Here is a 24,695-nt window from a genome sequence, read left to right as displayed (position 1 = left end):
AAGGATTTACCAAAACAGAAAAGGCTATGATCATTTTCATCATAGCCTGTGACCCAACGGGTCATGAACGTTTTATTAATGGGAATTTATTAATGGGAATTTTTATTAATGGGAATTTTTTGATTGACAAATAGACAACGGTGAGGGAAACTATTGAAACACGGCACTCGCAAGCCAGCTGGATACTATACTGGCAAACAGTAAAGACAAAATCAGCACTTTTGAAAGCAAGACATAAAGACGAATCCGGCTGCCTAAATGCTATAGAATGAATTACATCGATACACGACTAATGAATTTTCTGGATTTAATTGAACTCAATAAAATCAGCAATCAAAACATAATGCGTCGTAGAGGGGGGAGCGAAACGAGTGAATTGGTCAGGCTCATTAAAAGTACGAACACTCATCGTACTAACGGCCTTGTTAGTAACAGGTGTCGTTTCCGTGACGGGTTATGTCTACTCTAATGCAAAAGAGCAGATTATGGACAATCTCAAACACGGTGCACAACAAGCCCTATCGATTCATGCAGAGCGTTTAAGCACCTGGGTAAAGACCCGTATGGCGGAAGTGGAAGTGGTTGCAAACACGGACATCGTCCGTTCTATGGACTATGAGAAGGCCATGCCCTATCTGATACGAGAAATGAAGCGTTTCGGTGGTACATATAATAGTTTCGGTCTATGTGATACCCGGGGGAATTTGACACTGCACAACGGAGTGGTGATCAACATCTCCTCGGAAAGCAGTTTCCCTGATATTATGGCGACTGGAAAATCGGTAGTATCGAATCCGTTTCCAGATAAGCAAAACAATCGTGACATGATTATATCGATGGAAACGGGTATTAAAAATAATAATGGACAGGTCGTCGGATTGGTTAGCGGCGCATGTTTGGTCAATACCGTCTTTGAGCAAAACACAGACTTTCATATAGGTAAAACAGACAAAGTGTTCATCATCGATAAAGAGGGACTCGTTCTTTATCACCCCGACGGGGGCGCCTTAGAGAGTAATATCTTTAAGGACCGATTCGGCGATTACCAAAAAGCAGTACGGGATTTGCTCAATGACACGGTACCCTTTTCGACGATCTCTGTGGAAAATCAAGCAAAGATCCTTTTTGCGTCCCCTGTTTCAGGTACCAGTTGGTATATGGTTTTAGAAGTTCCCCTGACCGAGTATACTAGTGGACTGAACACGTTGTTGGTTAAGGTGACGGCCATCACAACCATTGCTGTTTTGCTGATGATGATCATTACGATGCTGCTGCTAAAAGGACTTTTTCAACGAATTCATGTTTTAGAGAGGGCCACAGCGAACACGGCGAAGGGAGACTTACGGATTCAATTAGCTGAACAGGAAGACGAACTCGGTAAGGTCAATGCGAGCTTTAACCAAATGGTGAATGGTCTCCGGAGCTTGGTCGAAGAAATGAGCCATGCTTCGAAGTCGGTGTCTGAAACGTCGACGTCTTACCGACGATTGACAGAACAGGTCGTCCAGACTGGTAATTCAGTGACAACAACCATGAGCGAATTATCGGAGGGGACACAAACTACTGCTAGAGAAATCGAGCAAATTACAATGGCAATAGAAGGGATGAATCAGACCGTTTCTCGGTTGGTCGAAATCGGACAAATGGTGGAACAGGTGGTAGAAGACGCTCGAATCCGGGTAAAAGATGGCGCAGCCTCGGTAGTTCACACGATGAACCGTATGGATGATATCGGTATAAATGTACAGAAGTCCAGTTCGGTTGTGAATGAATTAGGTCAAAAATCTGAATCGATTGCCACTGTGATCAGTGCGATCAGTTCGATAGCTTCGCAAACAAACTTACTCGCTTTAAATGCGGCTATCGAAGCCGCCCGTGCCGGAGACGCCGGCAGAGGCTTTGCCGTCGTCGCCGATGAGGTCCGGAAGTTAGCGGAACAGTCAGCTAATGCCGCAGCGGAGATCTCCGAGCAGATTCAAAGCATCCAAGCTCAAATCTCATTAGCCGTAAGCACGATGCAACAAAGCGGGAAAAGTATGATCGAAGGCACCACCGCGATGCATTCGATCAAAGGCATCTTCGATGGCATCGCTTTAGGGGTTGAGAACATATCCAAAGCCAGCCATGATGTTGTCGTTGTTGCAAACGAGATTGCGGGCGGGAAAAAACGCATTGTCGATGCAGTTGTGAATACCTCTGCCCTGAGTCAGCAAGTGGCTGCAGCGAGCGAACATGCGGTAACGCTGATCGCCAATCAAAAAGGAAGTTTAAATGAACTTCAATGGGCGGCGTCACAAATGGAAGAGTTGTCGGGAGAATTGAACGAAAAAATCCATCAGTTTCAGCTATAAGAGTTCGACAAAGGCATCGATTGATTTTGTGGTCACGATGTTTACGTACGTGAAAAATGGCAAAGGGCGGACCCTAACAGAGAGGGTCAACCCTTTGCCATTTTTTTAATCCTGTCCGGAAAAGTTTCGCCGATAAGCTGGGTTATTAAAGGTCAATTGGACCTTTAATAACCCAACTCTTCCCCTACGACGATAACATGAAACTCCGTCAGCATCGGTTTTTTGCTGAGCACAGTGGTGATGTTGCAGATCCGGCGAGGTCCCTGGCAATTCATACATTCGCCTGTTGTTGTACAAGGGTTGGGGAGGTTGATTCGTTTGTTATTGAGGGGAGCGGCAAACCGTTTGATCCGAGCTTCCGCTTCCGACGGATCTTTGACGATTTTATTGACGCCGGTGACAACGATGACTTTTTTCGGTCCGAAGATCATGGCCGCGACCCGGTTTCCGATGCCGTCCCGGTTGACCAGTTGCCCGTCTAAGGTCACCGCATTCGTACCGGTGAGGAATACATCGCTAACCAGCTGACGCCGGCGGATGTCCATCGCTTCTTCCGGGGTTATGCCGGGACGGTTGTGGTTTAAGAGTTCATTTCCTCGTTCCGACAGTTGGTCCAGGAGGCCTAGCTCTTGGATGGTCTGCGATCCGCCTACGCCGACAGAAGCGTCAGTTGGAATCAGGGAAAGAATCTGCTCGACTGCCTCTTGGCGGGTCTTACAGTATGTAGCCTGGAAGTTATTCTTCGTCAGTGCCTCGACGACCTTTGTCCCGAGGGTTTCATGATGCCAAGCTAAGAAATCGTTCATGTAGGTCTATCTCCTTTCACGCCTTCGGAAATTCGCATCATACTGAATTGTACCTGAGCACTTAAACTGTACCATTCGCTTTCGACTTTGTAAAAAGGTATTCTATTCAAAAGAGACAGAATTTTATAAATAATATCTCACTTAGGGACAAAAATTTCAAGCATTGTGAGGATTGACACAAATAGAGGGGAGGTCTAAAATCAAATTATCGGGATATCCTGATTATGCAATATACTTAACTTTTAGATGGACTTTAAAAAATCCACAGGATCATCGCTTCATCGTTATCCACAACGACTACAGCATTTGACCGGAGGAACTTAGATGGAAAAAGATTATCGACAGTACTCAGAATCTGCTGAGCTTCTCAAAGCGATGGCCCACCCGGTTCGGCTCTGTATCCTTCGGGGACTGATGGAAAAAGGAGATTGCAACGTCTCTCATATGCAGCACTGCCTTGACCTTCCCCAATCGACCATTTCCATGCACTTGCAGAAGTTGCGAGCCGCCGGAGCCGTAGAAGGGGAGCGAAATGGACTGGAGATCAACTATCGAATCAAGAACGATAAGATAAAAGGTCTATTAGAATGTTTATTTCCCGTGCGGAAATGAACATGAGATGAAGGAGAGATTACCACATGAACAAAAAAGTGGTCATCGTTGGCGGTGTCGCCGGTGGCGCGTCAACAGCAGCCCGATTGCGGCGGCTTGACGAGCAAGCAGAGATTATCATCTTTGAACGAGACGGATACATCTCTTTCGCCAACTGCGGCTTGCCATACTATGTCGGGGAGACCATCGTCGAGCGGGAAAATCTGATTTTGCAGACGCCCGAGATGATGCGAAACCGCTTTAACATTGACGCTCGTCTGCACAGTGAAGTGGTAGCCGTCGACGGTGCACAGAAAAAAGTTACCGTCAAGAGTGCAGACCGGGGCATCTACGAAGAGACTTACGATGTGCTCGTCTTGGCGCCAGGCGCCAAACCCTTCATCCCGCCGATCGCTGGTGTGCACAGCGATAAGATTTACACCCTCCGGAATATTCCCGATGCCGATCGGATCAAGGCAGCGGTAGACCAAAAACAAGTCCGCCGGGCCGTTGTCATCGGCGGCGGGTTTATCGGTGTCGAGATGGCGGAGAACCTCTGTGATCGCGGCATTGACGTTACCCTCGTCGAGGCGGCCCCTCATATTTTGATGCCCTTTGATGACGACATGGTACCGATGGCGGAAAAGGAATTGGAAGAGCGTGGTGTGCGGCTGATTCTCGGTGACGGTGTTCAAAGTTTTGCCGAACAAGCGGCTGGTGAAACCGGTGAAATCGAGGTCGCCTTAAGCAGCGGTACCCGATTGACTGCTGAAATGGTCATTCTGGCCATCGGTGTCAAGCCAGACGTCGATTTTCTAAAGGATTCAGGCCTGAAATTCGGTCCTCGCGGTCACCTCATCGTCAATGAACAAATGCAGACGAACCTAGAAAACGTCTATGCCGTCGGTGACGCCATCCAAGTTATTGACTTTGTCAACGGCAGTGAAACGGCCATTCCTCTGGCCGGTCCTGCCAACAAGCAAGGCCGCGTCGCCGCCGATAATATCTGCGGGATTGAGAGCTTTTTCCGGGGATCCCAAGGCACCTCGATTATCAAAATCTTCGAGTTGACCGGAGCAGTCACCGGAAACAACGAGCGAACCCTTCGCCGCCTGGGCATCGCTTATCGTGTCGTCCATGTGCACCCAAACTCCCATGCTTCCTATTACCCGGGGGCATCGCCGATCGCGCTGAAAGTGATCTTCGATGAAAAGGGAAAGGTGCTCGGCGCGCAAGCCTACGGCTATGATGGTGTAGATAAACGCATCGACGTCATCGCCACCGTCATCCGTATGGGCGGGACTGTCGACGACCTGAAGGAATTGGAACTGTCCTATGCGCCGCCCTATTCCTCGGCCAAGGATCCTGTTAACATGGCGGGCTTTTTGGCGGAAAACCTTTTGGCTGGCCGAACAGACCTCTTTGTCACCAGCGAAATCGATCAGATCGATCGAGAAAAAGCGGTTCTCCTCGACGTGCGTTCCGAACTCGAATACGAAACGGGTCACATCCCCGGATCGGTCCTACTTCCCTTAGAAGTGCTTCGGCAGCGTCTTGATGAACTGGATCCTGCGAAAGAACACTGGCTCTATTGCAGAGTCGGCTTTCGAGGATACTTAGCTGAGCGGATATTGAAACAGCGCGGCTTTAAGGCAAAAAACCTCTCCGGGGGCTACAACTCATACGAAATCGCTCAGTACAAGGCGGGAGGTTGTAATGTGAACCAGCCAAAACAATCGAATGGTGGATGTAGGACGACCTGTGACACTGCCTGTGGGCAGACGACTGCAGCGGCAGGGAAGACAGAAACGAAGATTTCTGCTCCCGCGAATGTAAGTTTTGACCAACATGATCGCAAACTGAACGCTTGTGGACTCTGTTGCCCCGGACCGCTTATGCAGGTTAAAAAGTGTATGGATGAGATGACGCCGGGACAACGGCTGTACGTGGAAGCTTCCGACCCTGGTTTTTATAAAGACATTGAATCCTGGTGTCAGCGCACCGGCAACGGCTTGCTCAACCGATCCAAAGATGCAGGTCTGATCAAGGCATTGATTCAAAAAGGGTGCATGGATGATAACATGGTGCAAAGCCCTGCCCAGTCAGGACCATCGGCACCGGCCAAGGACAATAAAACGATCGTCGTCTTCAGCGGTGATCTGGACAAAGCCATCGCCTCCTTCATCATCGCTAACGGTGCCGCCTCGATGGGGAAAAAAGTGACCATGTTTTTCACCTTCTGGGGCCTCAATATCTTGAAAAAGGAAGACCCTCAGCCGGTGGAAAAAGGATTTATGGATCGCATGTTCTCCATGATGATGCCGAGCCACAGCAAAGATTTGCCTTTGTCGAAGATGAACATGATGGGTATGGGAGCCAAGATGATCCGCATGGTCATGCAAAATAAAAACGTCCAGTCTCTTGAAGAGCTGATCATGGCCGCCATGGATCAGGGCATCGAACTGGTCGCCTGTCAGATGTCGATGGATGTGATGGGCATCAAAGCGGAAGAACTGATCGATGGAGTCAAAATCGGCGGTGTCGGCTATTACCTCGGTGAGGCGGAAGATTCCAATGTGAACCTGTTCATCTAGATATGCCTTCGTCTATCAAAAACCCCACGATTCTAGGCTAGGAACCGTGGGGTTTTTGTTTGTCTTTCTATATTCTATAAGTGGCAACGAGGGTTGGATTTATTTTTTGGACCGACAGCAAAAACGTACAATACTGTTCGTATGTGGACGATTAAAATAAAAACAGCGGATACCAACCCATCCATGAGCAATGGTTAAAGAATAACGAGAGGATGGAATTTAGATGTACCTAGATGATTTTTCTGGTAAAATTCTTGAAGGAAAACTATTCTGCAACGAGAAAATAGCTTTGAACGAAGAGATACCTTGGAATCGTCATCCCAGCTTTTCGGGAGTTTACTTGAAGGATCTGGTGAAAGCTAAAGATACCAACAATAAGTTCAGTGTGCATATGGTCAGAGTGGAAGCGGGCGCTGAAATCGGTAACCACATCCATGTCGGTAAGTTTGAGATGCACCAAGTGATTTCTGGCGACGGAATATGTTCCATTAACGACTCAGAAATAAACTACACCGCAGGCGTTATGTCCGTTATTCCTGAGAACCAACCACATCGAGTTCTAACGGATAAGCAAGAGCTGTTGATGATAGCCACATTCGTACCTGCGTTAACCTAGCGATACTTGAGTGAGGTGATTTCATGGACGATGATCCTAAAACCTCATTGAATATTATAAGAAACGAAAATTTAGGACAGATAGAGGTTATCGATGCCAGTAATATAAAACACAGAGTATCGCGTCATTTTCACAATATCCTTTGTATTAGTTTAATTCGGCAAGGGTTCAGAAAGATACATTCTCAGAGATTGAACGAAATTGTCGGCCCCGGACAAATGATCCTAGTCCCTCCAGGCGAATCGCATTCATGTATGTCTGTAGACACTCAAAGGTACAGTTATCTCGTTTTTTGTATCAATCCTACCTATATAGAAAATATGTTGAGCGATATGCAATGGAATAAATTGGATTTTACTATCTCTGTTTACGAAGAGGAATATTTATACGTCCCGTTCATAAGGCTGTTTGATGCAATACAGAAAAGAATAGATCCCATGGAATCTGAATGTATTTTTATAGAGGCACTTTCAACGCTTCTATATAAACTAAAATCTACCCATAAGACGACAGACATACCTAAAATAGGTGAAAGAAACCGTGCGGTTCGTGAAATCAAGAATTATCTATCAGAACATTACCTTGATAATGTAACCTCAGCAGAGCTATCGAATATTACAGGGTTAAGTTCTTTCTATCTGAATCGGATATTTTCTAAAGAAGTTGGCATACCGCCTCACGAATATCTGAATTCTATCCGGATTAAACTTGCCAAAAGCAAGATCATTCAAGGTATGCCATTAAAACAGGTGGGCCTAGAGGTTGGTTATTATGATCAAAGCCATTTCCATCGATGGTTTACTAAAATCATGGGAATTACACCTGGGCAATATGCATCATATATCCATAAATGAATAGCTATGGTAGATAAAGCGTGGCCTCATAATGTTAAGGATCACCCTTTATTAATAAAGAAATGGTCCAAGTTTTTAAGGCGCAGTTTCAATGTCCATCTGTAAAAAAATCAACAAGTGTCCCTTTTTCCACGACAAGATGCCCAACATGCCAGCCTTGGCGGAACGGTTTAAGCAAAAGTATTGCCAAGATCATCCCCAATCTTGTGCTCATTTTATGGTGGCACAAAAATTAGGTGGGGACAACGTCCCTGCCAACTTGTTTCCCAACCATACAGAACGGGCACACCAAATTCTTGGAGAATGATTGGGCGATATATATAATCGTTAAGCATAAAAGTTACATAGAACAGATAAGCCCGGAACGATATGGTTAAGCATATCTTCCGGGCTTATCTATTATGTGGAAAAGACCATTATTCATCGTGGTATGACCGATTAGGCTATCGACGTTCAGCCTACGCGACACCAGTGACCAATTGTTCTTTGGCTTTAACCAACAGCGTAATCGTTTCATTTACCGGAGTCGGAACACCGTACATACGGCCGAGGGCAACGACAGCCCCATTCAAGGAATCGATTTCGGTATGGCGGCTATGTTGAATATCCTGCAGCATCGATGCGTGATGATACTTCGTGGAAGGAATCAGTTTGCTATAGAAATCAGCCAGATAGGCATCGGCATCAGCCCAGTGGGTCTTTTGTCCTATGGCTTCCAATACGGCAAAGATTTCACGTACGACATGAATCATCAGTTCGTGGGAACCGTCCATGCCAGCGAGTTTACCATAGTTAACTTCTAGGATGGCGCCTAACGAGTTGAGGGCCGAGTTGTAGATGATTTTCCCCCATATATACTTCATCACATCTTCACTGGCCCGAGTCGGGATGCCGGACTCTCGAAAAAGGGCGGCCCATTTCTCGGCGACGGGGAGGGGAATGCGGTTTTTGGGCGAACCAATAACCACGTCGTCGGCGATGACGGTCACTTTCGAGACTCCTGGAGATTGTGTCTCAGCGCCGAAAATAATCCGCCCTAGGAGGATCTTATCTTCTGGGATATAGGGAGCAGCCGCTTCAAAATTGCCGTAACCGTTTTGAGCCAGCCATAGGAGGCATTCGGGAGGGCGCAGACGGGCAATGTCTCGGGCCGCCTCTGCTGTGGCGTATGATTTCACCGTAACGATGATCATATCCCAATCGCGGTCTTGAGCCTCATCCAAAGAAGAGATGAGCACATCCGGAATTTGAGCATACTCACCCCAGATGCCGCATACCTGTAATCCCTTTTTAGAGATTGTCTCTAGCATAGACGGGCGAGCCAAACCAGTCACCTTATGACCAGCCGCTTTTAACATTGCTCCATAGACGGTGCCAATGGCGCCTAGGCCATAAATCAAGAAGTGCATCGGTGCATGATCTCCTTTTTCGATAACAGTTGAGTAAACTTTATATCGGCATTTTTCTACAATTTTATCATCTCGTTCAATAGAAGTCACTTTGGACAATCGAGATAATTAGCGCTAAAATAAAAGAGTCTTACCGTAATCATATCTTTAACAAAAATTATACATAGTGGGCACTGAGAGAAAAACAGAAAAAAGGACGATGAGAGAGGAGTCTTCACAGTGAACTCAGTACAACCAGACACGAATAAGGCGGCAGAAAACGGCACACAGGAAATCTCTCTGGAAGGGTTTCGAGCATTGATCGAACGTTTATTGGAACTAAGCAAGATTACTCAGGATCAGGAGACAAATGGTTCTTTCGTTCATGATTTAACGGTGATGATGGAGACAGCATCCCTGGAGCTGACGCTGTTGTATTTGAAAGAGTATACGGAAGGCCGTCTCGACGAAAAATACCTTCTGAAAAAAGAAAGAGTGGCCCCTAACGAACCGAAACTATAAGGGACAAATAATCCCGCCATATAAACAAAAAGCTTCCTTATCATTTTCCATGATAAGGAAGCTTTTTAGTCGAATTCATATATTCGCATGGATACCCCTCAACCCCATGTGTTACATATTTAAGCCCCGTATTGGGTAGAGACCCCAGCTGATTCTTTGCGAAGTTTATCGACAGAAGCGGAAAACATCTTCAAGTGCTCTTTTTGATCAGCCGTTGTGTATTGACCGGATTCCAGATCGAGCGTAGCGATCAATTTCGCGTAGAAGAGTTTTTCCTCCAACGACATTCCTTTTCCACGGAAATACCGGTTTACCCGGGTTAATGTTTGATTTTCTTCGTTCGTTTCGTGGATTTCTTTCATTGGGTTCATGGTTGCGTTCACCTCTTTTCTTCTATTAATATGCAGTTGAAAGTGTATTGTGACAAGAATATATAATAACTTACGCAATGTCAATAGGGAGAGGAAGTTTTTCATGTGAATTTAACAGGATAAGGAAGGATGACAGGCTGATGAAGCGAAGTAAATAAAAGAGATTTCTTTTGCATAAATGGAAAAAGTAATGGGGGTAGCACTGAGTAGCGAGGAGGTTCGGTGAATGGCAGAACAAGAGACGCAAAACAGGGACGCCGATCGGGGGCAACCGTCACAAAGGCATGGCTCTCCAGATGCAGCTGGAATGATTGAAGAACTGGTCAACAGAGCCCAGCAGGCATTAGAGCAGTTTCTCGATCTGAATCAGGACCAAGTAGACCACATCGTCCATGCCATGGCCATGGCCGGATTGGAACAGCGTATGCCCTTGGCCAAAATGGCTATTGAAGAGACCCGGCGTGGCGTCTACGAAGACAAGATCATCAAAAACACTTTTGCGACCGAATCGGTCTACCATAGCATCAAATATTACAAAACCGTCGGCATCATCGGTGAAAATGAGTTTGACGATTATGAGGAAGTGGCCGAGCCGGTTGGCGTCATCGCCGCCTTAACACCGGTGACCAATCCCACGTCGACGACGTTATTCAAGGCACTCATCGCCATAAAGACGAGAAATCCCGTCATCTTCGCCTTTCATCCGTCAGCACAACACTGCAGCGCCGCTGCCGCCCAGGTGGTGCGAGAGGCAGCGGTGCAGGCCGGCGCCCCGGAACACTGCATCCAGTGGATCGAAAATCCTTCGATTGAAGCGACAGACCGGTTGATGAAGCACCCCGGTGTCAATTTAATCCTGGCTACGGGCGGTGCCGGTATGGTGCTGGCTGCCTACAGCTGCGGGAAGCCGGCCCTGGGTGTCGGGCCGGGTAACGTGCCTTGTTTCATCGAAAAGACGGCCAACTTGCGCCGCGCCGTAACCGATTTGATTCTGTCAAAGACGTTCGATAACGGCATGATCTGTGCTTCTGAGCAGGCCGTCATCGTGGAACGCACCATTGCTCAGGATTTTGAAGCTTACATGCGTGAGAACCGGTGCCACTTTCTCTCGGAGGATGAAGTGGCCCGTTTGGAAAGCATCGCTATCAACCCGGAAAAATGTGCAGTTAATGCGGACATCGTCGGCCAGCCGGCCCACCGCATCGCCCAAATGGCTGGCTTTTCCGTTCCCATCGATACGAAGATTCTCTTAGCCCGGCTGGAAGGGGTCGGTCCTCAGTACCCCTTATCCCGGGAAAAACTGAGTCCCGTCTTAGCGTACTATATCGTGGACGGGGCCGAAGAGGGGATCGACCGGGCGGAACAGATGGTCCGTTTCGGCGGTATGGGTCATTCCGCTGTCATCCATTCGGAAGATCCAGAAGTCATTCATGCCTTTTCCCGGCGCATCAAGGCGGGACGGCTGATCGTCAATGCCCCAGCCAGTCAAGGCGCGATCGGTGAGATCTACAACGCCAATATGCCTTCGTTGACATTAGGGTGCGGCACCTTCGGCGGCAACTCTACCTCTTCGAACGTATCGGTCGTGAACCTGATCAATAAAAAAAGGGTGGCAAAGCGGCGAGAAAAAATGCAGTGGTTTAAAATCCCGGAACGAATCTACTTCCAATTTGGCGCTATTGAATATCTGGAGAAAATGCCGGAGATTCACCGCGCCTTTATCGTGACAGACCCCGTCATGGTCAAACAAGGCTATGTGGACCGAGTGCTTTTTTACCTGCGTCGGCGCCAGAACTATGTGCACAGCGAGATATTTGCCGATGTGGAACCGGATCCTTCTGTCGATACGGTCATGCGGGGCTGCCGCATGATGAACGATTTTCAGCCCGATGTGATCATCGCCCTCGGCGGTGGATCGGTCATGGACGCGGCCAAAGGCATGTGGCTTTTCTATGAGCATCCGGACACCGACTTTACCGCCTTGCGGCTGCGCTTCATGGATATCCGCAAGCGTGTCTATAAGTTTCCCAAGCTTGGCGCCAAGGCCAGAATGGTCGCCGTACCCACCACATCGGGAACCGGTTCGGAAGTCACCTCCTTTGCGGTCATCACCGATAAGGAGAGGAACATCAAATACCCGCTGGCTGATTACGAACTGACCCCCGATGTGGCCATCATCGACCCCGAATTTGTCATGACTGTGCCGCCAGTAGTGACGGCTGATACAGGAATAGACGTATTGACTCACGCCGTGGAGGCTTACGTCTCTGTACTTGCTTCGGATTATACGGACGCGCTGGCTATCAAGGCGATTCAGATGGTCTTTGAGTACCTGCCCAGGGCTTTTCGTAACGGACAGGATAAAGAAGCCCGTGAGAAGATGCACAACGCCTCCTGTATCGCCGGCATGGCCTTTACGAACGCCTTCCTCGGTGTCAATCACAGCCTAGCCCACCAGTTGGGCGGCCTCTTCCACATCCCCCACGGGCGGGCCAACGCCATCTTGCTGCCGCACACCATCGCCTATAACGCCACGCGGCCGACGAAATTCACCTCATTCCCAAACTATGAGTTCTATGTGGCAGACCAACGGTACGCTGAGATCGCCCGCATGTGCGGTCTGCCAGCCGGCAACGTCGAGGAAGGGGTGCAATCGCTCATCGACGCTGTCCGCCGCCTGATGCAGGCATTGCAGATGCCTTTGACGATCGCCGACTGCGGTGTCGATCGCCACCGCTTCATGAGCCTTGTACCGGAGATCGCGGAACGGGCTTTTGATGACCAGACGACGACGGCGAACCCGCGCATGCCATTGGTCAATGAGCTGCAGCAAATATTGATCAATGCCTATGGGCAATAGATAGAATATAGGTTGGTTTGGGATTTAAATTATTTGACGGGTTGAAAAAGGACCTCCGTCTGTTCCACTTGGAAATGACGGAGGTCCTTCTTTAGCTGCGGGTTTTCAAAAGCCGCAGACTATTCAATGTGACCAGAATGGACGCACCCATATCGGCAAAGATAGCTAGCCAGAGTGTGAGCCAACCGGGGAACACGGCGAGCAGGGCGAGTGCCTTCAGCCCGAGGGCGAAGGCGATGTTCTGGCGAATGATTTTCATTGCATCGCGGCTTAAACGAATGGTAAAGGGAAGTTTACTGAGGTCGTCGGCCATCAGCACGATGTCGGCCGTCTCCATGGCTGTGTCCGTGCCGGCACCGCCCATAGCGATCCCCACGGTCGAGAGGGCCAGAGCCGGTGCATCATTGATCCCGTCACCGACCATGGCCACTTTGCCGTATTTGGACAACAGTTCCTCCATGGCTTTGACCTTATCCTGTGGCAAGAGATCGGCACGGTAATCATCGACACCGACTTGCGCAGCCATCGCTTTTGCCGTTAGCTCATTATCTCCGGTCAACATGATCGTCTTCCCTAATCCAGCCTCTTTTAAGGCATGGATGGAAGAAGCACTTGTCTCTCGAAGTTGATCAGCGACGGCGATCACGCCGAGGAAAGATGTCTCTGTACCGACGAGCATGGCTGTTTTTCCGTTCCCTTGCAGACGGTTGACCGATTCGGTCACAGGTTCTGTCGAGATACCGAGTTCGGTATAAAGGCGGACATTGCCGATGAACACAGTTTGACTTTTAATCGTTCCCTGTGCGCCGCGACCGGGGAGGGCACGGAATTGTTCTACCGGATGAATCGCTAAACCCTGTTGTTTGGCGGCGGCGACGATCGCTTTGGCTAGCGGATGTTCGGAACGATCCTCTAGACTTGCCGCGATCTTCAGCAGTTCCAACTGGGTCGTCTTCCCGAAGGCGATGATATCGGTGACCGCAGGTACTCCTTTGGTCAGCGTACCTGTCTTATCAAAAGCGATGGCTGCCAGTGAGCCCGCTTCCTCCAGATGAAGACCGCCTTTGATCAATACGCCCTTTTTGGCGGCTGTGCTGATGGCGCTGACCACAGCTACCGGCGTGGAGACGACGAGTGCACAAGGGCAGGAGATGACCAATAAGGCCAGCCCGCGATAAATCCAGGGACCCCAGTCAAAGCCGAGTACCAACGGCGGGAGAAGGGCGATACTTGCGGCGAGAACCATGACGATAGGCGTGTATACGGCAGCAAAGCGTTCGATGAAGGCTTGAGAAGGGGCTCGCTTCCCTTGGGCTTCTTCGACCATGTGGATGATTTTGGCGATCGTCGTGTCTTCGACTCGCGTCGTCACAGAGACCTCTAGGTAACCATAGGTGTTTAAGGTTCCGGCGAAAACGCTATCGCCGGGCCCTTTTTCGAGAGGGACCGATTCACCTGTGATGGCGGCCTGGTTGACGGCTGATTCACCGGTGAGAATCAGGCCGTCCATGGCGATCTTTTCACCGGGACGAAGGATCATCACATCACCGATGCGGATCTCTTCGACGGGGATTTCCACTTCGTCGATGCCGCGGCGAATGCGAGCTTTTTTCGGTGCGATGTCCATCAACTGGCGGATGGAGCGACGAGCTCGATCCATCGTCCAAAACTCCAGCATCTCTGAGACGGAGAAGAGGAAGGCGACCGAAGCGGCTTCTTCCCACTTGTCGATGGCGATAGCGCCGAGGACGGCCACGCTCATCAGCACACTGCTGTTGAATTTACCACGAGGCAAGGCGAAAGCCGCTTTGCGGAAGTTACCCCAGCCGCCGAGGATAGTTGCTGTTAAATATAATGAAACAAAAAGGGGAAAAGGCATGTTGAGTGTTTCAGCGATGTAAGCCATCACGAGCGCTGCACCTGAGGCCGCCATCCGGATTCGTTCCCAAGGGATGGTTTTTTTCTGTGAAGTATCCCCTGTGGATGATTCGATGCGGGGGCCACCCTGTAAATGCCCCCGCGAATCTGCTCCAGACAAAGCCGGTTCGCTGACGACACGGATTTGATAGTTTTCCGCCCGCCCCAGCTGTCGGATCGCTTCTATGTCAATGGTTCCTTCCAGAGTCATCTTTCCGGTCATCGTATTTAGGGAAGCCGATGTAATGCCGGGAAGACTGGCTACCTGCCGTTCAAATGTAGAGGCACAGTCAAGGCAGCAGATGCCATCGACGGAGAGTACAGTCTTCGAGGTTGCAGCCGGCTTTTCAATCGGTTGGACCCAATAATTTTCTTCCTGCCCCAAACGGCGAATAGATTGCACATCCGCGTTGCCTACCACGGTCAGCTTCCCTGTCATCGGGTTAAGGGTTGACTTGATGACACCGGGAAGGGAAGCGACGCTTTTTTCGAACTTGGCGGCGCAATCGAGGCAGCAGATCCCGTCAATTTGAAAAAGGGTCGTATTCGAACAGATCTCCAATCGTTCTGACATAGGTTTCACTTCCCTTCGGTTCTTTTCGATAACATATGAATACATGTTCATATATATCGTATGTCCGGCGAGGGGTGATGTCAATAGAGAACTTTACCGACAATTTACGGCCTTATGACCGCAATAGTTCCTATGTAAGGGGAGCGACTGTAGGGGGCTAGACACTAAGGCGTTGATGAAGGACGGAACTGTTATGATAGTTCTTGATGGCAACCCCGCTAGCTGGGATAAGTGATTGTATTACCCCGAGAAAGGGAGCAATTGAGAGAGAATCAAAGATGAGCGCACCGAGAGGTTCCCGTAGCCCCTACCAAGGCTTGGAAAGTCTGGGGGTCGGTTTGCCAGGTCCTATCCCTTGCACTATGATTAACTTTGTTGCCAAAAAACAGGGGTAGGACCTCCGCAGTGTCCTTTTCAACTTGATTTAGCATAAGGGAGTGGTGGGGAAGGATGCAGCGAAACTTTCCAACATGGGGAAAATTTCAATTCACCGGTCGTATGGCCGGATATTCGATGGAAAAGCTACGCAAAGATTTGGTGGCCGGTATCACCGTCGGGATGGTGGCGATTCCGCTGGCTTTGGCTTTTGCCATCGCATCGGGGGCAACACCGGAGCAGGGAATTTATACAGCGGTTATCGCTGGGGCCTTGATAGCTATCTTCGGCGGTTCCCATGTTCAAATCGGCGGCCCTACCGGCGCATTCGTACCGCTTTTGTTTTCGATTATGATGACCTACGGCTATGATAATCTGCTGATCGCCGGAATGCTGGCCGGACTCTTTCTCATCTTTATGGGCTTGACTGGCATGGGGGCCTTGATCAAGTTCATTCCGCGCCCAGTCACAGTCGGTTTTACGGCTGGCATCGCCGTGATCATCTTTTTCGGGCAAGTGGATACCTTTCTCGGACTCCAAGGCGTCGTAAAACATAAAGACTTTATCGACAATGTTATTGAACTATCAAAGCACGTAGATACTGTCCAGTGGTCGAGCATCACCGTGGCGCTGGTCTGCCTGGTCTGTCTGCTCTTCTCGCACAAACTCGTGCCTGCTGTGCCCGGACCTCTGGTAGGTATTGTCGTGTCGACGATCTTTGCTCATGTTGTCTTCGGCGGAAATGTGGAGACGATCGGTTCCAAGTTCGGCCAACTCTCTGGCGGCCTACCTTCCTTTCATTGGCCCAGCGTCACCCTGGATCAAATACAGAACATGGTCGGGCCTGCCTTGACGATCGCTGCGTTAGGCAGCATTGAATCGCTGCTTTCCTGTGTTGTTGCCGACGGCATGACCGGCAAACGTCACGACAGTAACCGTGAACTGATCGGACAGGGGATTGCAAACATGGTCACCCCCCTCTTCGGTGGGATTCCAGCAACCGGGGCGATTGCCCGGACGGCGACGAATATCCGCAGCGGCGGTGCCACACCCGTGGCGGCCCTTGTTCATTCCTTGACGGTCTTTCTTCTGATCTTAGTTTTTGCTCCCTTTGTCGCTCAAGTTCCACTCGTCAGCATGTCGCCGATCTTGATGCGTGTGGCCTGGAACATGAGTGACCGGAAGGAGTTCGTACACCTTTTGCGCACCACTCGTAGTGACATGGCTGTCTTGATCGTCACCTTTGCCCTGACTGTAATTTTTGATCTCACCATCGCGGTCGGTATCGGGATGATCATCGCGGCAGCCTTGTTCATCAACGGCATGAGCGAGAGCTTGGCCATCCGCAAGGTTCTCCCGGAGGGACCTGACGAAAAATTGGCTCCTGAAGCGGTGACGCCGATCCATGATTGTCCACAAATCGCGATCTACACGATCGATGGGGCGCTCTTCTTCGGTGCCGCCGCGATCTTTGAAAAGACATTAACCGAGTCCATTCAATCGAAGCCTAAGGTGCTCATCTTGCGCATGGGTCATGTACCCATGATGGATGCCACGGGAGAGATGGTTTTAGAGGATATCGTACATAACTTCCGTAAACGGGGAGGACGCATCCTGATCTCCGGGATCATGCCTCAACCGGAAGAATTGCTGCGAAAATCAGGTCTTTATGAGAGCATTGGCGAGGAACATTTCTTCAAACGGACTGGGGCTGCCATTACCTCTGCGTTGAACCATATCGATCGCCATCGTTGTGTCGGCTGCCCTCACAATGCCTTTTACGAATGCAGTCAGCTTTCGAGGGTGGGTAGTATTCATATAAAAGGCTCCATTCCAACGGAACAGCCTGCAAATCCTAGTTTAGTACAAGAAAAAGCCTAGAGCGTTCGAGCCAATGTAGCGAACGGTTTTCTATAGGGAAAAAGGCTGCCGAGTTGCCGGCAGTCTTTTTCCATTAAAAAAACAGGAATATGAAACTTGGGGTAGAAATTTTAGATCGTAGTGTCAAATGTCAATACTGACGAATACAGAAAAAGCAGTTGCATCGAAGCACGGCTGACTGAGGTGAACATACATGAATACGAGACTGTTGACGAGGACAGCGGTGCTGATTGCCTTGGCCCTTGTGTTACAGCAAATCAAAGTTCAATGGATTGCAGGGCCGGCCGTCAATGCGCTTTTGATCATCGCTACAGGCTATAACGGGCTATTGGGCGGCATTCTTCTCGGCTCCTTAACGCCGCTCCTGGCTTTTCTCATGGGGATTATGCCCCTCGTCATCGTGGTACCCCTTATCGCCGTGGGCAACATTCTGCTTTGTACCGTCTTTTATACATTGCGGAAACGAAGCGAATGGATGGGTCTCGCCGTGGGCGCCCTATTAAAGTTTGCCTTTATGGCGTTGGCAGTCAATTATTTCATTCAGGTACCGCCGGCAGTGGCGAATGCCCTTTCACTGCCTCAGCTATTTACGGCAATTACCGGCGGGTTAGTGGGAATAGTCCTTTTACGATACTTGAAACGAGAGGCCTTGTAGGGGCCTTTTTTTCTTACAATTAATATAATTTTAATAGATTTTTCTAGAGTAAAAGGAAAATGCTCTCTTTTGTCAAAGAAGATGTTAAGAGTTACTCGGTGGGATCGGGCGGCAATATCGGAGGTATCGTGATGGACGAAGTCGAAACGGGATCAGGAGAAGGGCGTAAAGAGAAACTAAACGGAACCAGCATCTATTCTATCATCGTTCTTTTTGGCATTCTTTTGTCTTGTTTGATATGGGCGGTCATCATCGTTAAAGTAGACGCTGATAAAGATATGGAAATCCAACGAACGATTCGGGAAAATGCCAATTTGGCGAGAGCCTTTGAGGAGCATGTGGTCAGCACGATAAAAAATGTTGACCAAACTTTGATGCTTTTGAAAACGCAGTATGAAGAGGCTCCCAACTCGGAAAGTATCAAACGCATTGTTCGGCAAGGAATCATTACGAACCCAATCATTCACTGGTATGGCATCATTGATGAAAAGGGGTCGCTGGTTTACAGCAGCGAAAAAGTGTCTCCCGTCGATCTCACAGAACGTAAACTTTTTCTGGTTCACCAGAAAGATACGAATACCGGAATTTATATCAGCAGACCTGCCATGGATCTTCGAACTGGCAAGTGGTCTGTTCAAATGACGCGGCGTATCAATAAATCCGACGGATCCTTTGGCGGCGTTGCTTTCGTTTCGGTCGATCCGAATGATTTTTCGCAGTTTTATCGCCAAGTGGATTTACATAAGAACGGGTTGGTCGCACTTGTAGGGACTGATGGCGTCATCCGTGCCCGAGAAGCGGGAGGCAATACGGAAGTTGGGCAAAAGATCGGTTCTTCTGATCTATATAAAACGATTTTTGAAAACAAAAATGGCAACATCATCGCAGACAGCCCTGTCGATCAAATCCGGCGTATCTATGCCTACCGGACGCTGACAGAGTATCCTTTTGCCGTCGTCGTCGCTGTTTCGGAGCAGGAAGCCCTTGACAACTATGAGACCCATCGTGCGAATTATTACTTTTGGGCCTTGATGGCGAGCATTATTATTACCGTTTTTTGTATCGCCCTGACGACCATGCTGGCCCGTCATCAAGAAATGACGGAAGAATTGCGCGAAAGCCAGTATAAGGCGGATGTGGCTGAGGCAGCGAACCGGGCAAAAAGTGAATTTCTGGCTGTCATGAGCCATGAGATTCGAACGCCTATGAACGGGATCATCGGGATGACCGATCTAATATTGGATACACCCCTCGACGGAGAACAACGGCATTATGCGGGCATCATCCGTGATTCGGCCCGTCTTTTACTGCACATCATCAATGACATTCTCGACATATCAAAAATAGAAGCAGGCAAGCTGGAGATTGAGAAGACGCCCGTTGTGCTTGAGGAACTGGCTCGGGAATCGACGAGTGTGGTGGCTGGAAAAGCAGACTCCAAAGGCTTACATCTTGATTTTACAATCAGTTCAATCATAGCCCCGGCCATCCTCGGCGACTCGGTACGCTTGCGCCAAGTCCTGCTGAACCTTCTCGGAAACGCGGTGAAGTTTACGGAAAGGGGAAGCATTTCGCTCGCCATCGCGCTCGAAGTTAAACCAGATGGGGAGAAGATGGTTCGTTTCTCTGTCACCGACACGGGGATCGGTATCGCGCCTGAAGCTTGTGAGCGAATTTTCGCCCCCTTTACCCAGGCGGACAGTTCGACGACACGCATGTATGGGGGAACCGGACTCGGTTTGACTATTTGTGAGCGTCTCGTTAAGCTCATGGACGGGATGATCGGTGTGAATAGCGAACCTGGAAAGGGAACTACATTTTGGTTTACTATACCCTATGAGCCGTATTGGGAACTCGTCGGGATGGAAGAGCTTGAAGGTAAGCCAATAGCCCTGGAGACAGCCCTAAGTCAAGAGTCAGTACGTTTTGTCGAAGGAGAAATCTTGCTGGTCGAAGACAACCCAATTAACCAGGAATTGCTCCTTCTCCAACTGCGCAAGCTCGGTGCTCAACGGGTGCAACTGGCGATCAACGGCCAGGAGGCCGCCTATATGGCCGCGGAACAACCCTTTGACCTCATTCTGATGGATTGTCAAATGCCGATCATGGACGGCTTTGAGTCGGCGAGACAGATCCGGGCGCAGGAGGCCGATGAAGGCCGATGTACGCCTATCGTGGCGATGACAGCTAACGTGTTACAGGAAGACCGCGAAAAATGTCTCGCTGCCGGTATGGATGACTTCATCATAAAGCCGATCGATATAGAGATTTTGAAAAAAATCTTAGAACGTTGGTTAAGTCATAAAGAGCAAGAAACAAATCGTAGGAACGCAAGGAGCCGGGACTATTGATCCAGCTCCTTATTTCATAGTTATGCATATCGGTAAAATATCGATCCGAACGATCTGTTAGTGGAATAAGAATTTGCTTTGTTGAATCTGTTGTTGAAGCAGGAGAAAGTATTCTGATGGAGAATGATCGAACTGGAGCATGGGAGAGGATGCTCAGAAATAAAAGATAAACGCCGCACCGTGTCTGTAATGGTTACGTTCCCATAAGGGAATTAACTAATGAAAAGCACATTCTGGTTTCCAATGGAGGCGTAAGATGGACTTCTTGCAAGAGGTCATGAAGGGCAAAAGAGTCGGCGGGGCTATTCGACGATTGGAAGATTTAGAAGAAGTTCTCCGGCACCCGAATATCCAGACGATTTTTCTGCTCGGCAGTGACATTAATCATGTTCCCACCGTCGTTAAACGGGTAAAAGCTGTCGACAAAATACTGCTTGTTCATATTGACCTCATTGAAGGGGTGGGTAAAGACAAAGCGGGAATTCACCTCTTAAAACGAATGGGCATACATGGTGTCGTCACGACGAAGTCCAATTTGGCCAAGTTTGCCATTGAAGAAGGCTTGTGGGTCGTGCAGCGCATTTTCATCGTCGATTCGGAATCGTTGAAGACAGCCATTCGCGTGGCTGGCGACGTCAGACCGAATGCCGTCGAGATCATGCCGGCGACAGTACCTCAATTTGTCATCGACGATTTAAAAAAATCGCTCGGACTTCCCGTGCTGGCCGGGGGCCTCTTAAAAACGGAAGAATCTCTGAAAGAAGCCTTGGGTAAAGGGATTGACGCCGTGTCCACAAGCTTACGACATCTTTGGTCCGGCAAATTATAATTTTTTTAACATTCGAGCAGGAATTCGTGGTCTGATGACGAATGTTATAACTAAGAACTTGATATTGGGTTAGGAGTAATGGAGATAACCCCTAAGAGGACACGACGTAAGTTGTGCCCTGTTAGGGGATTTTGTTTTTCACCTCCTTTCTCGATTTCAGTTGTGTATAGCAGCCGCAGAATCACCATTTTGCGAATTCTTGCAAATTGTTGCAATCTTATTGCAGATTATTGCAGATTTTTCGCAAAATCATTGTGGTGTGAAAGTGGTTGTTATAATATGCACATAGAAAGGGGGATAGATAGATTTTTCTAAGTGCTTCGAGGTTACCGCCAAACGGTATACTCAGCAAGGGGAATGAAGCTCGATTTCAAGTAACGGAGCGTTTTGAAAAGAGAGAAAGAAACGAAAAGTTTGCCAAACGAATCCGTTGGTTCCAAGCCAAAAAGAACAAAAGGAAGCTATACAAGGAGGAATAATCAATGTCGCCATTTATGGGTGAACTCATCGGTACAGCGATCCTCATTCTTCTCGGTGACGGTGTTGTTGCCAACGTGTTACTCAACAAATCAAAAGCTCAAAATGCCGGCTGGATTGTCATCACTCTAGCATGGGCCTTTGCCGTTATGATGGCTGCCACAGCTGTAGGACAATACAGCGGTGCTCATTTGAACCCTGCCTTAACGATCGGTCTTGCTGCGATTGGTAAATTCCCTTGGGAACAAGTACCTTCGTATATCGCTGCCCAAATGATCGGTGGTTTTATCGGTGCTGTTCTTGTTTATCTGTTCTTCCTGCCCCACTGGAAAGAAACTGAGGATAAAGGCGCTAAATTGGCTGTCTTCTGTACTGGCCCTGCTATCTACAGCGTCCCCAACAACCTCTTCAGTGAAATCGTTGCTACTGCAATGCTCGTTCTCGGCATTCTGGCCATTGGCGCAAACCCATGGGCGGCCGGTCTTGGAACCTTTCCGGTTGCTGTCCTGATCGCTGTTCTGGGTATGTCCTTAGGCGGAACTACCGGATATGCTTTGAACCCCGCTCGTGACTTGGCTCCCCGGATTGCCCATGCCGTTCTCCCTATCGCTGGCAAAGGCGGCTCTGATTGGGGCTACTCCTGGATTCCTGTCGTCGGTCCTATCATCGGTGCAGTGGCCGGTGCCCTTTTCTACGCCACCTTCTTTGTAAAATAATCTACCCACCCAGGTCTCACCAGGCTTTTTTTAAGTTAATTTCGCTCCGACATGTATACTGGATTCAATGAAATGAAAGCAGAAAAGAAGGAGTGTCTGGTTCAATGAGCAAAAAATTCGTAATGGCTTTAGACCAAGGTACCACTAGCTGCCGTGCTATTCTCTTTGACAAAGACAGCAACATCGTCGGTGTCGCCCAAAAAGAATTCACCCAGTTCTATCCGAAAGCCGGTTGGGTGGAACATGACGCCGAAGAAATTTGGAGCACCCAGTTCGGTGTTATCGCCGAACTGATCGCCAAAACTCAGATCAACCCTGAAGATATCGCTTCCATCGGTATCACCAACCAGCGGGAAACGACCGTTGTTTGGGACAAGAATACCGGCAAGCCTGTTTATAATGCCATCGTCTGGCAATGCCGCCGCACCACCGCTATCTGTGACGAACTGAAAGCTCGCGGCCTGGAACAAACTTTCCGGACGAAAACCGGTCTGGTTGTAGACGCTTACTTCTCCGGCACCAAAGTGAAGTGGATCCTGGACAACGTCGAAGGCGCCCGTGAGCGTGCCGAAAAAGGTGACCTGTTGTTCGGTACCATGGACACTTGGCTCATCTGGAAGCTGACCGCCGGCAAAGTTCATGTCACCGACTATTCCAACGCCTCCCGGACCCTCATGTACAACATCCGTGATCTGAAATGGGATACCGAACTACTGGAAGCCTTGAATGTTCCGGCTTCCATGCTCCCCGAAGTTCGTCCTTCCAGTGAAGTGTATGGATGCACAGCTCCTGACAATTTCCTCGGTCATGCCATTCCTATCGCCGGTGTCGCTGGTGACCAGCAGGCTGCCCTCTTCGGTCAAGCTTGCTACGAGCCCGGCATGGCGAAAAACACTTACGGTACCGGCTGCTTCATGCTCATGAACACCGGCGACAAACTGTTCGATTCCAAAAACGGCCTCCTGACCACCATCGCCTGGGGTCTCGACGGCAAAGTCGAATACGCCCTGGAAGGCAGTATCTTCATCGCCGGTGCCGCTATCCAATGGCTCCGCGATGGTCTGAAAATCCTTGAAGCTGCTCCTGACTCGGAATACTTCGCTGGCAAAGTCCAAGACACCGATGGCGTGTATATGGTTCCTGCCTTCGCCGGTCTCGGCGCACCTTACTGGGATATGCGCGCTCGTGGTGCCATCGTCGGCCTGACCCGCGGTACCACCAAGGCTCACATCATCCGGGCCACCCTGGAGTCTCTGGCTTATCAGACCAAAGACGTCCTGGGTGCTATGGAAGCTGACTCCGAGATCAAACTGCAAGCGCTGAAAGTGGACGGCGGCGCTGTCGCCAACAACCTGCTCATGCAGTTCCAAGCGGACATCCTCGGCGTTCCCGTCGATCGCCCGCAAGTCATCGAAACGACGGCTCTTGGTGCTGCCTACCTGGCCGGTCTGGCTGTCGGCTTCTGGACATCCAAAGAAGAGCTGGCCAAGCGTTGGAAGTTGGACAATCGTTTTGAAAACGAAATGGCCGAAGAAAAACGGGCCAAACTCTATGGTGGCTGGAAACGTGCTGTTACCCGCAGCATGGACTGGGAACTGGAAGACTAATCCCCACAGGTTTATCAAGTCTCTTTGCTGAAAGATTTACCACACAGTGTCCGGGATTTATCCCGGCACTGTGTGCCTCAACTGTGTGTTCTCTGTAGATAGATTATATCCAGTACAAAAACTTTCTCTGCAAAAGAAAGAAAAGTAGTCATCTAGATCTTGTGTAAATTAGCGCAAATGAATACAATAAAAATAACTCAATTAACCATGACGATACGGACGCTCTTCAGAGCCTTTAAAATATAGGACCAACTGATGAAAAACTTGATAACCGGCTTGTGAGATGGAGAAGCCGCGCGATCCCAGGGCCCGCCCTGGATTGTGCGGCTTTGTTCATATAAAAAAACAGTACCTTTAACA

Annotated in this window: 18 protein-coding genes; 14 read left to right on the top strand and 4 right to left on the bottom strand. The window is 49.2% G+C overall.

Features of this window, described 5'->3' with window-relative positions; translation table 11 throughout:
- Positions 1–371: 371 nt before the first annotated feature.
- Positions 372–2,351 (top strand): methyl-accepting chemotaxis protein, encoded by a 1,980-nt coding sequence (locus GJ688_RS14640; protein ID WP_155477302.1) that lies wholly within the window; start codon positions 372–374, stop codon positions 2,349–2,351.
- 164 nt (positions 2,352–2,515) lie between these two features.
- Here the strand turns inward: GJ688_RS14640 and GJ688_RS14635 are convergent, their stop codons facing one another.
- Positions 2,516–3,157, bottom strand: coding sequence for a lactate utilization protein (locus GJ688_RS14635; RefSeq protein WP_155477301.1), 642 nt, complete (start codon positions 3,155–3,157; stop codon positions 2,516–2,518).
- Between the two features lie 324 nt (positions 3,158–3,481).
- Between GJ688_RS14635 and GJ688_RS14630 the strand changes: the two genes are divergently transcribed.
- From GJ688_RS14630 to GJ688_RS14610, 5 genes are all read left to right on the top strand, one after another.
- On the top strand, positions 3,482–3,769 hold the full coding sequence (locus GJ688_RS14630) for an ArsR/SmtB family transcription factor (RefSeq protein ID WP_155477300.1): 288 nt from the start codon (positions 3,482–3,484) through the stop codon (positions 3,767–3,769).
- Positions 3,770–3,795: 26 nt separating this feature from the next.
- Entirely contained in the window at positions 3,796–6,342 is a 2,547-nt protein-coding gene (locus GJ688_RS14625; RefSeq protein WP_155477299.1) for a DsrE/DsrF/DrsH-like family protein, read from the top strand.
- Positions 6,343–6,565: 223 nt separating this feature from the next.
- The gene (locus GJ688_RS14620) at positions 6,566–6,958 is read left to right on the top strand and encodes a cupin domain-containing protein (RefSeq protein ID WP_155477298.1); all 393 of its coding nucleotides are present in this window, start codon (positions 6,566–6,568) and stop codon (positions 6,956–6,958) included.
- A 23-nt stretch (positions 6,959–6,981) separates the two neighbouring features.
- Positions 6,982–7,812, top strand: a complete 831-nt coding sequence (locus GJ688_RS14615; RefSeq protein ID WP_155477297.1) for an AraC family transcriptional regulator — start codon at positions 6,982–6,984, stop codon at positions 7,810–7,812.
- Between the two features lie 91 nt (positions 7,813–7,903).
- On the top strand, positions 7,904–8,119 hold the full coding sequence (locus tag GJ688_RS14610) for a hypothetical protein (RefSeq protein WP_155477296.1): 216 nt from the start codon (positions 7,904–7,906) through the stop codon (positions 8,117–8,119).
- Positions 8,120–8,270: 151 nt separating this feature from the next.
- On the opposite strand, the gene GJ688_RS14605 is transcribed toward GJ688_RS14610, so the two are convergent.
- The gene (locus GJ688_RS14605) at positions 8,271–9,221 is read right to left on the bottom strand and encodes a ketopantoate reductase family protein (protein WP_155477295.1); all 951 of its coding nucleotides are present in this window, start codon (positions 9,219–9,221) and stop codon (positions 8,271–8,273) included.
- Positions 9,222–9,440: 219 nt separating this feature from the next.
- On the opposite strand from GJ688_RS14605, the gene GJ688_RS14600 reads away from it, so the two are divergent.
- The gene (locus GJ688_RS14600; RefSeq protein ID WP_155477294.1) at positions 9,441–9,722 is read left to right on the top strand and encodes a hypothetical protein; all 282 of its coding nucleotides are present in this window, start codon (positions 9,441–9,443) and stop codon (positions 9,720–9,722) included.
- A gap of 119 nt (positions 9,723–9,841) precedes the next feature.
- Here the strand turns inward: GJ688_RS14600 and GJ688_RS14595 are convergent, their stop codons facing one another.
- Positions 9,842–10,093, bottom strand: a complete 252-nt coding sequence (locus tag GJ688_RS14595) for a hypothetical protein (RefSeq protein WP_235911004.1) — start codon at positions 10,091–10,093, stop codon at positions 9,842–9,844.
- A gap of 307 nt (positions 10,094–10,400) precedes the next feature.
- Between GJ688_RS14595 and adhE the strand changes: the two genes are divergently transcribed.
- Positions 10,401–12,953 carry a bifunctional acetaldehyde-CoA/alcohol dehydrogenase gene (adhE, locus tag GJ688_RS14590; RefSeq protein ID WP_207708823.1) on the top strand — a complete coding sequence of 851 codons (2,553 nt, stop codon included), beginning with the start codon at positions 10,401–10,403 and terminating at the stop codon, positions 12,951–12,953.
- Between the two features lie 91 nt (positions 12,954–13,044).
- On the opposite strand, the gene GJ688_RS14585 is transcribed toward adhE, so the two are convergent.
- Positions 13,045–15,444, bottom strand: a complete 2,400-nt coding sequence (locus GJ688_RS14585) for a heavy metal translocating P-type ATPase (RefSeq protein ID WP_155477305.1) — start codon at positions 15,442–15,444, stop codon at positions 13,045–13,047.
- Positions 15,445–15,894: 450 nt separating this feature from the next.
- Here GJ688_RS14585 and GJ688_RS14580 point away from each other — a divergent pair, with 450 nt between their 5' ends.
- The 6 genes from GJ688_RS14580 (at position 15,895) to glpK (ending at position 24,335) form a co-directional block, all read left to right on the top strand.
- Positions 15,895–17,700 carry a SulP family inorganic anion transporter gene (locus GJ688_RS14580; RefSeq protein WP_155477292.1) on the top strand — a complete coding sequence of 602 codons (1,806 nt, stop codon included), beginning with the start codon at positions 15,895–15,897 and terminating at the stop codon, positions 17,698–17,700.
- 193 nt (positions 17,701–17,893) lie between these two features.
- Complete coding sequence (locus GJ688_RS14575; RefSeq protein ID WP_155477291.1) at positions 17,894–18,355, top strand: ECF transporter S component; 462 nt, start codon at positions 17,894–17,896, stop codon at positions 18,353–18,355.
- A gap of 131 nt (positions 18,356–18,486) precedes the next feature.
- Positions 18,487–20,706 carry a hybrid sensor histidine kinase/response regulator gene (locus tag GJ688_RS14570; protein ID WP_170292024.1) on the top strand — a complete coding sequence of 740 codons (2,220 nt, stop codon included), beginning with the start codon at positions 18,487–18,489 and terminating at the stop codon, positions 20,704–20,706.
- Positions 20,707–20,962: 256 nt separating this feature from the next.
- The gene (locus GJ688_RS14565) at positions 20,963–21,535 is read left to right on the top strand and encodes a glycerol-3-phosphate responsive antiterminator (RefSeq protein ID WP_155477289.1); all 573 of its coding nucleotides are present in this window, start codon (positions 20,963–20,965) and stop codon (positions 21,533–21,535) included.
- 482 nt (positions 21,536–22,017) lie between these two features.
- Complete coding sequence (locus tag GJ688_RS14560; RefSeq protein WP_155477288.1) at positions 22,018–22,728, top strand: MIP/aquaporin family protein; 711 nt, start codon at positions 22,018–22,020, stop codon at positions 22,726–22,728.
- Between the two features lie 104 nt (positions 22,729–22,832).
- The gene (gene glpK, locus GJ688_RS14555; protein WP_155477287.1) at positions 22,833–24,335 is read left to right on the top strand and encodes a glycerol kinase GlpK; all 1,503 of its coding nucleotides are present in this window, start codon (positions 22,833–22,835) and stop codon (positions 24,333–24,335) included.
- Positions 24,336–24,695 lie beyond the last annotated feature (360 nt).

The sequence above is a fragment of the Heliobacterium mobile genome, from assembly GCF_009720735.1.
GTDB lineage: Bacteria > Bacillota > Desulfitobacteriia > Heliobacteriales > Heliobacteriaceae > Heliobacterium > Heliobacterium mobile.
This window is presented reverse-complemented; position numbering and strand designations above follow the sequence as displayed.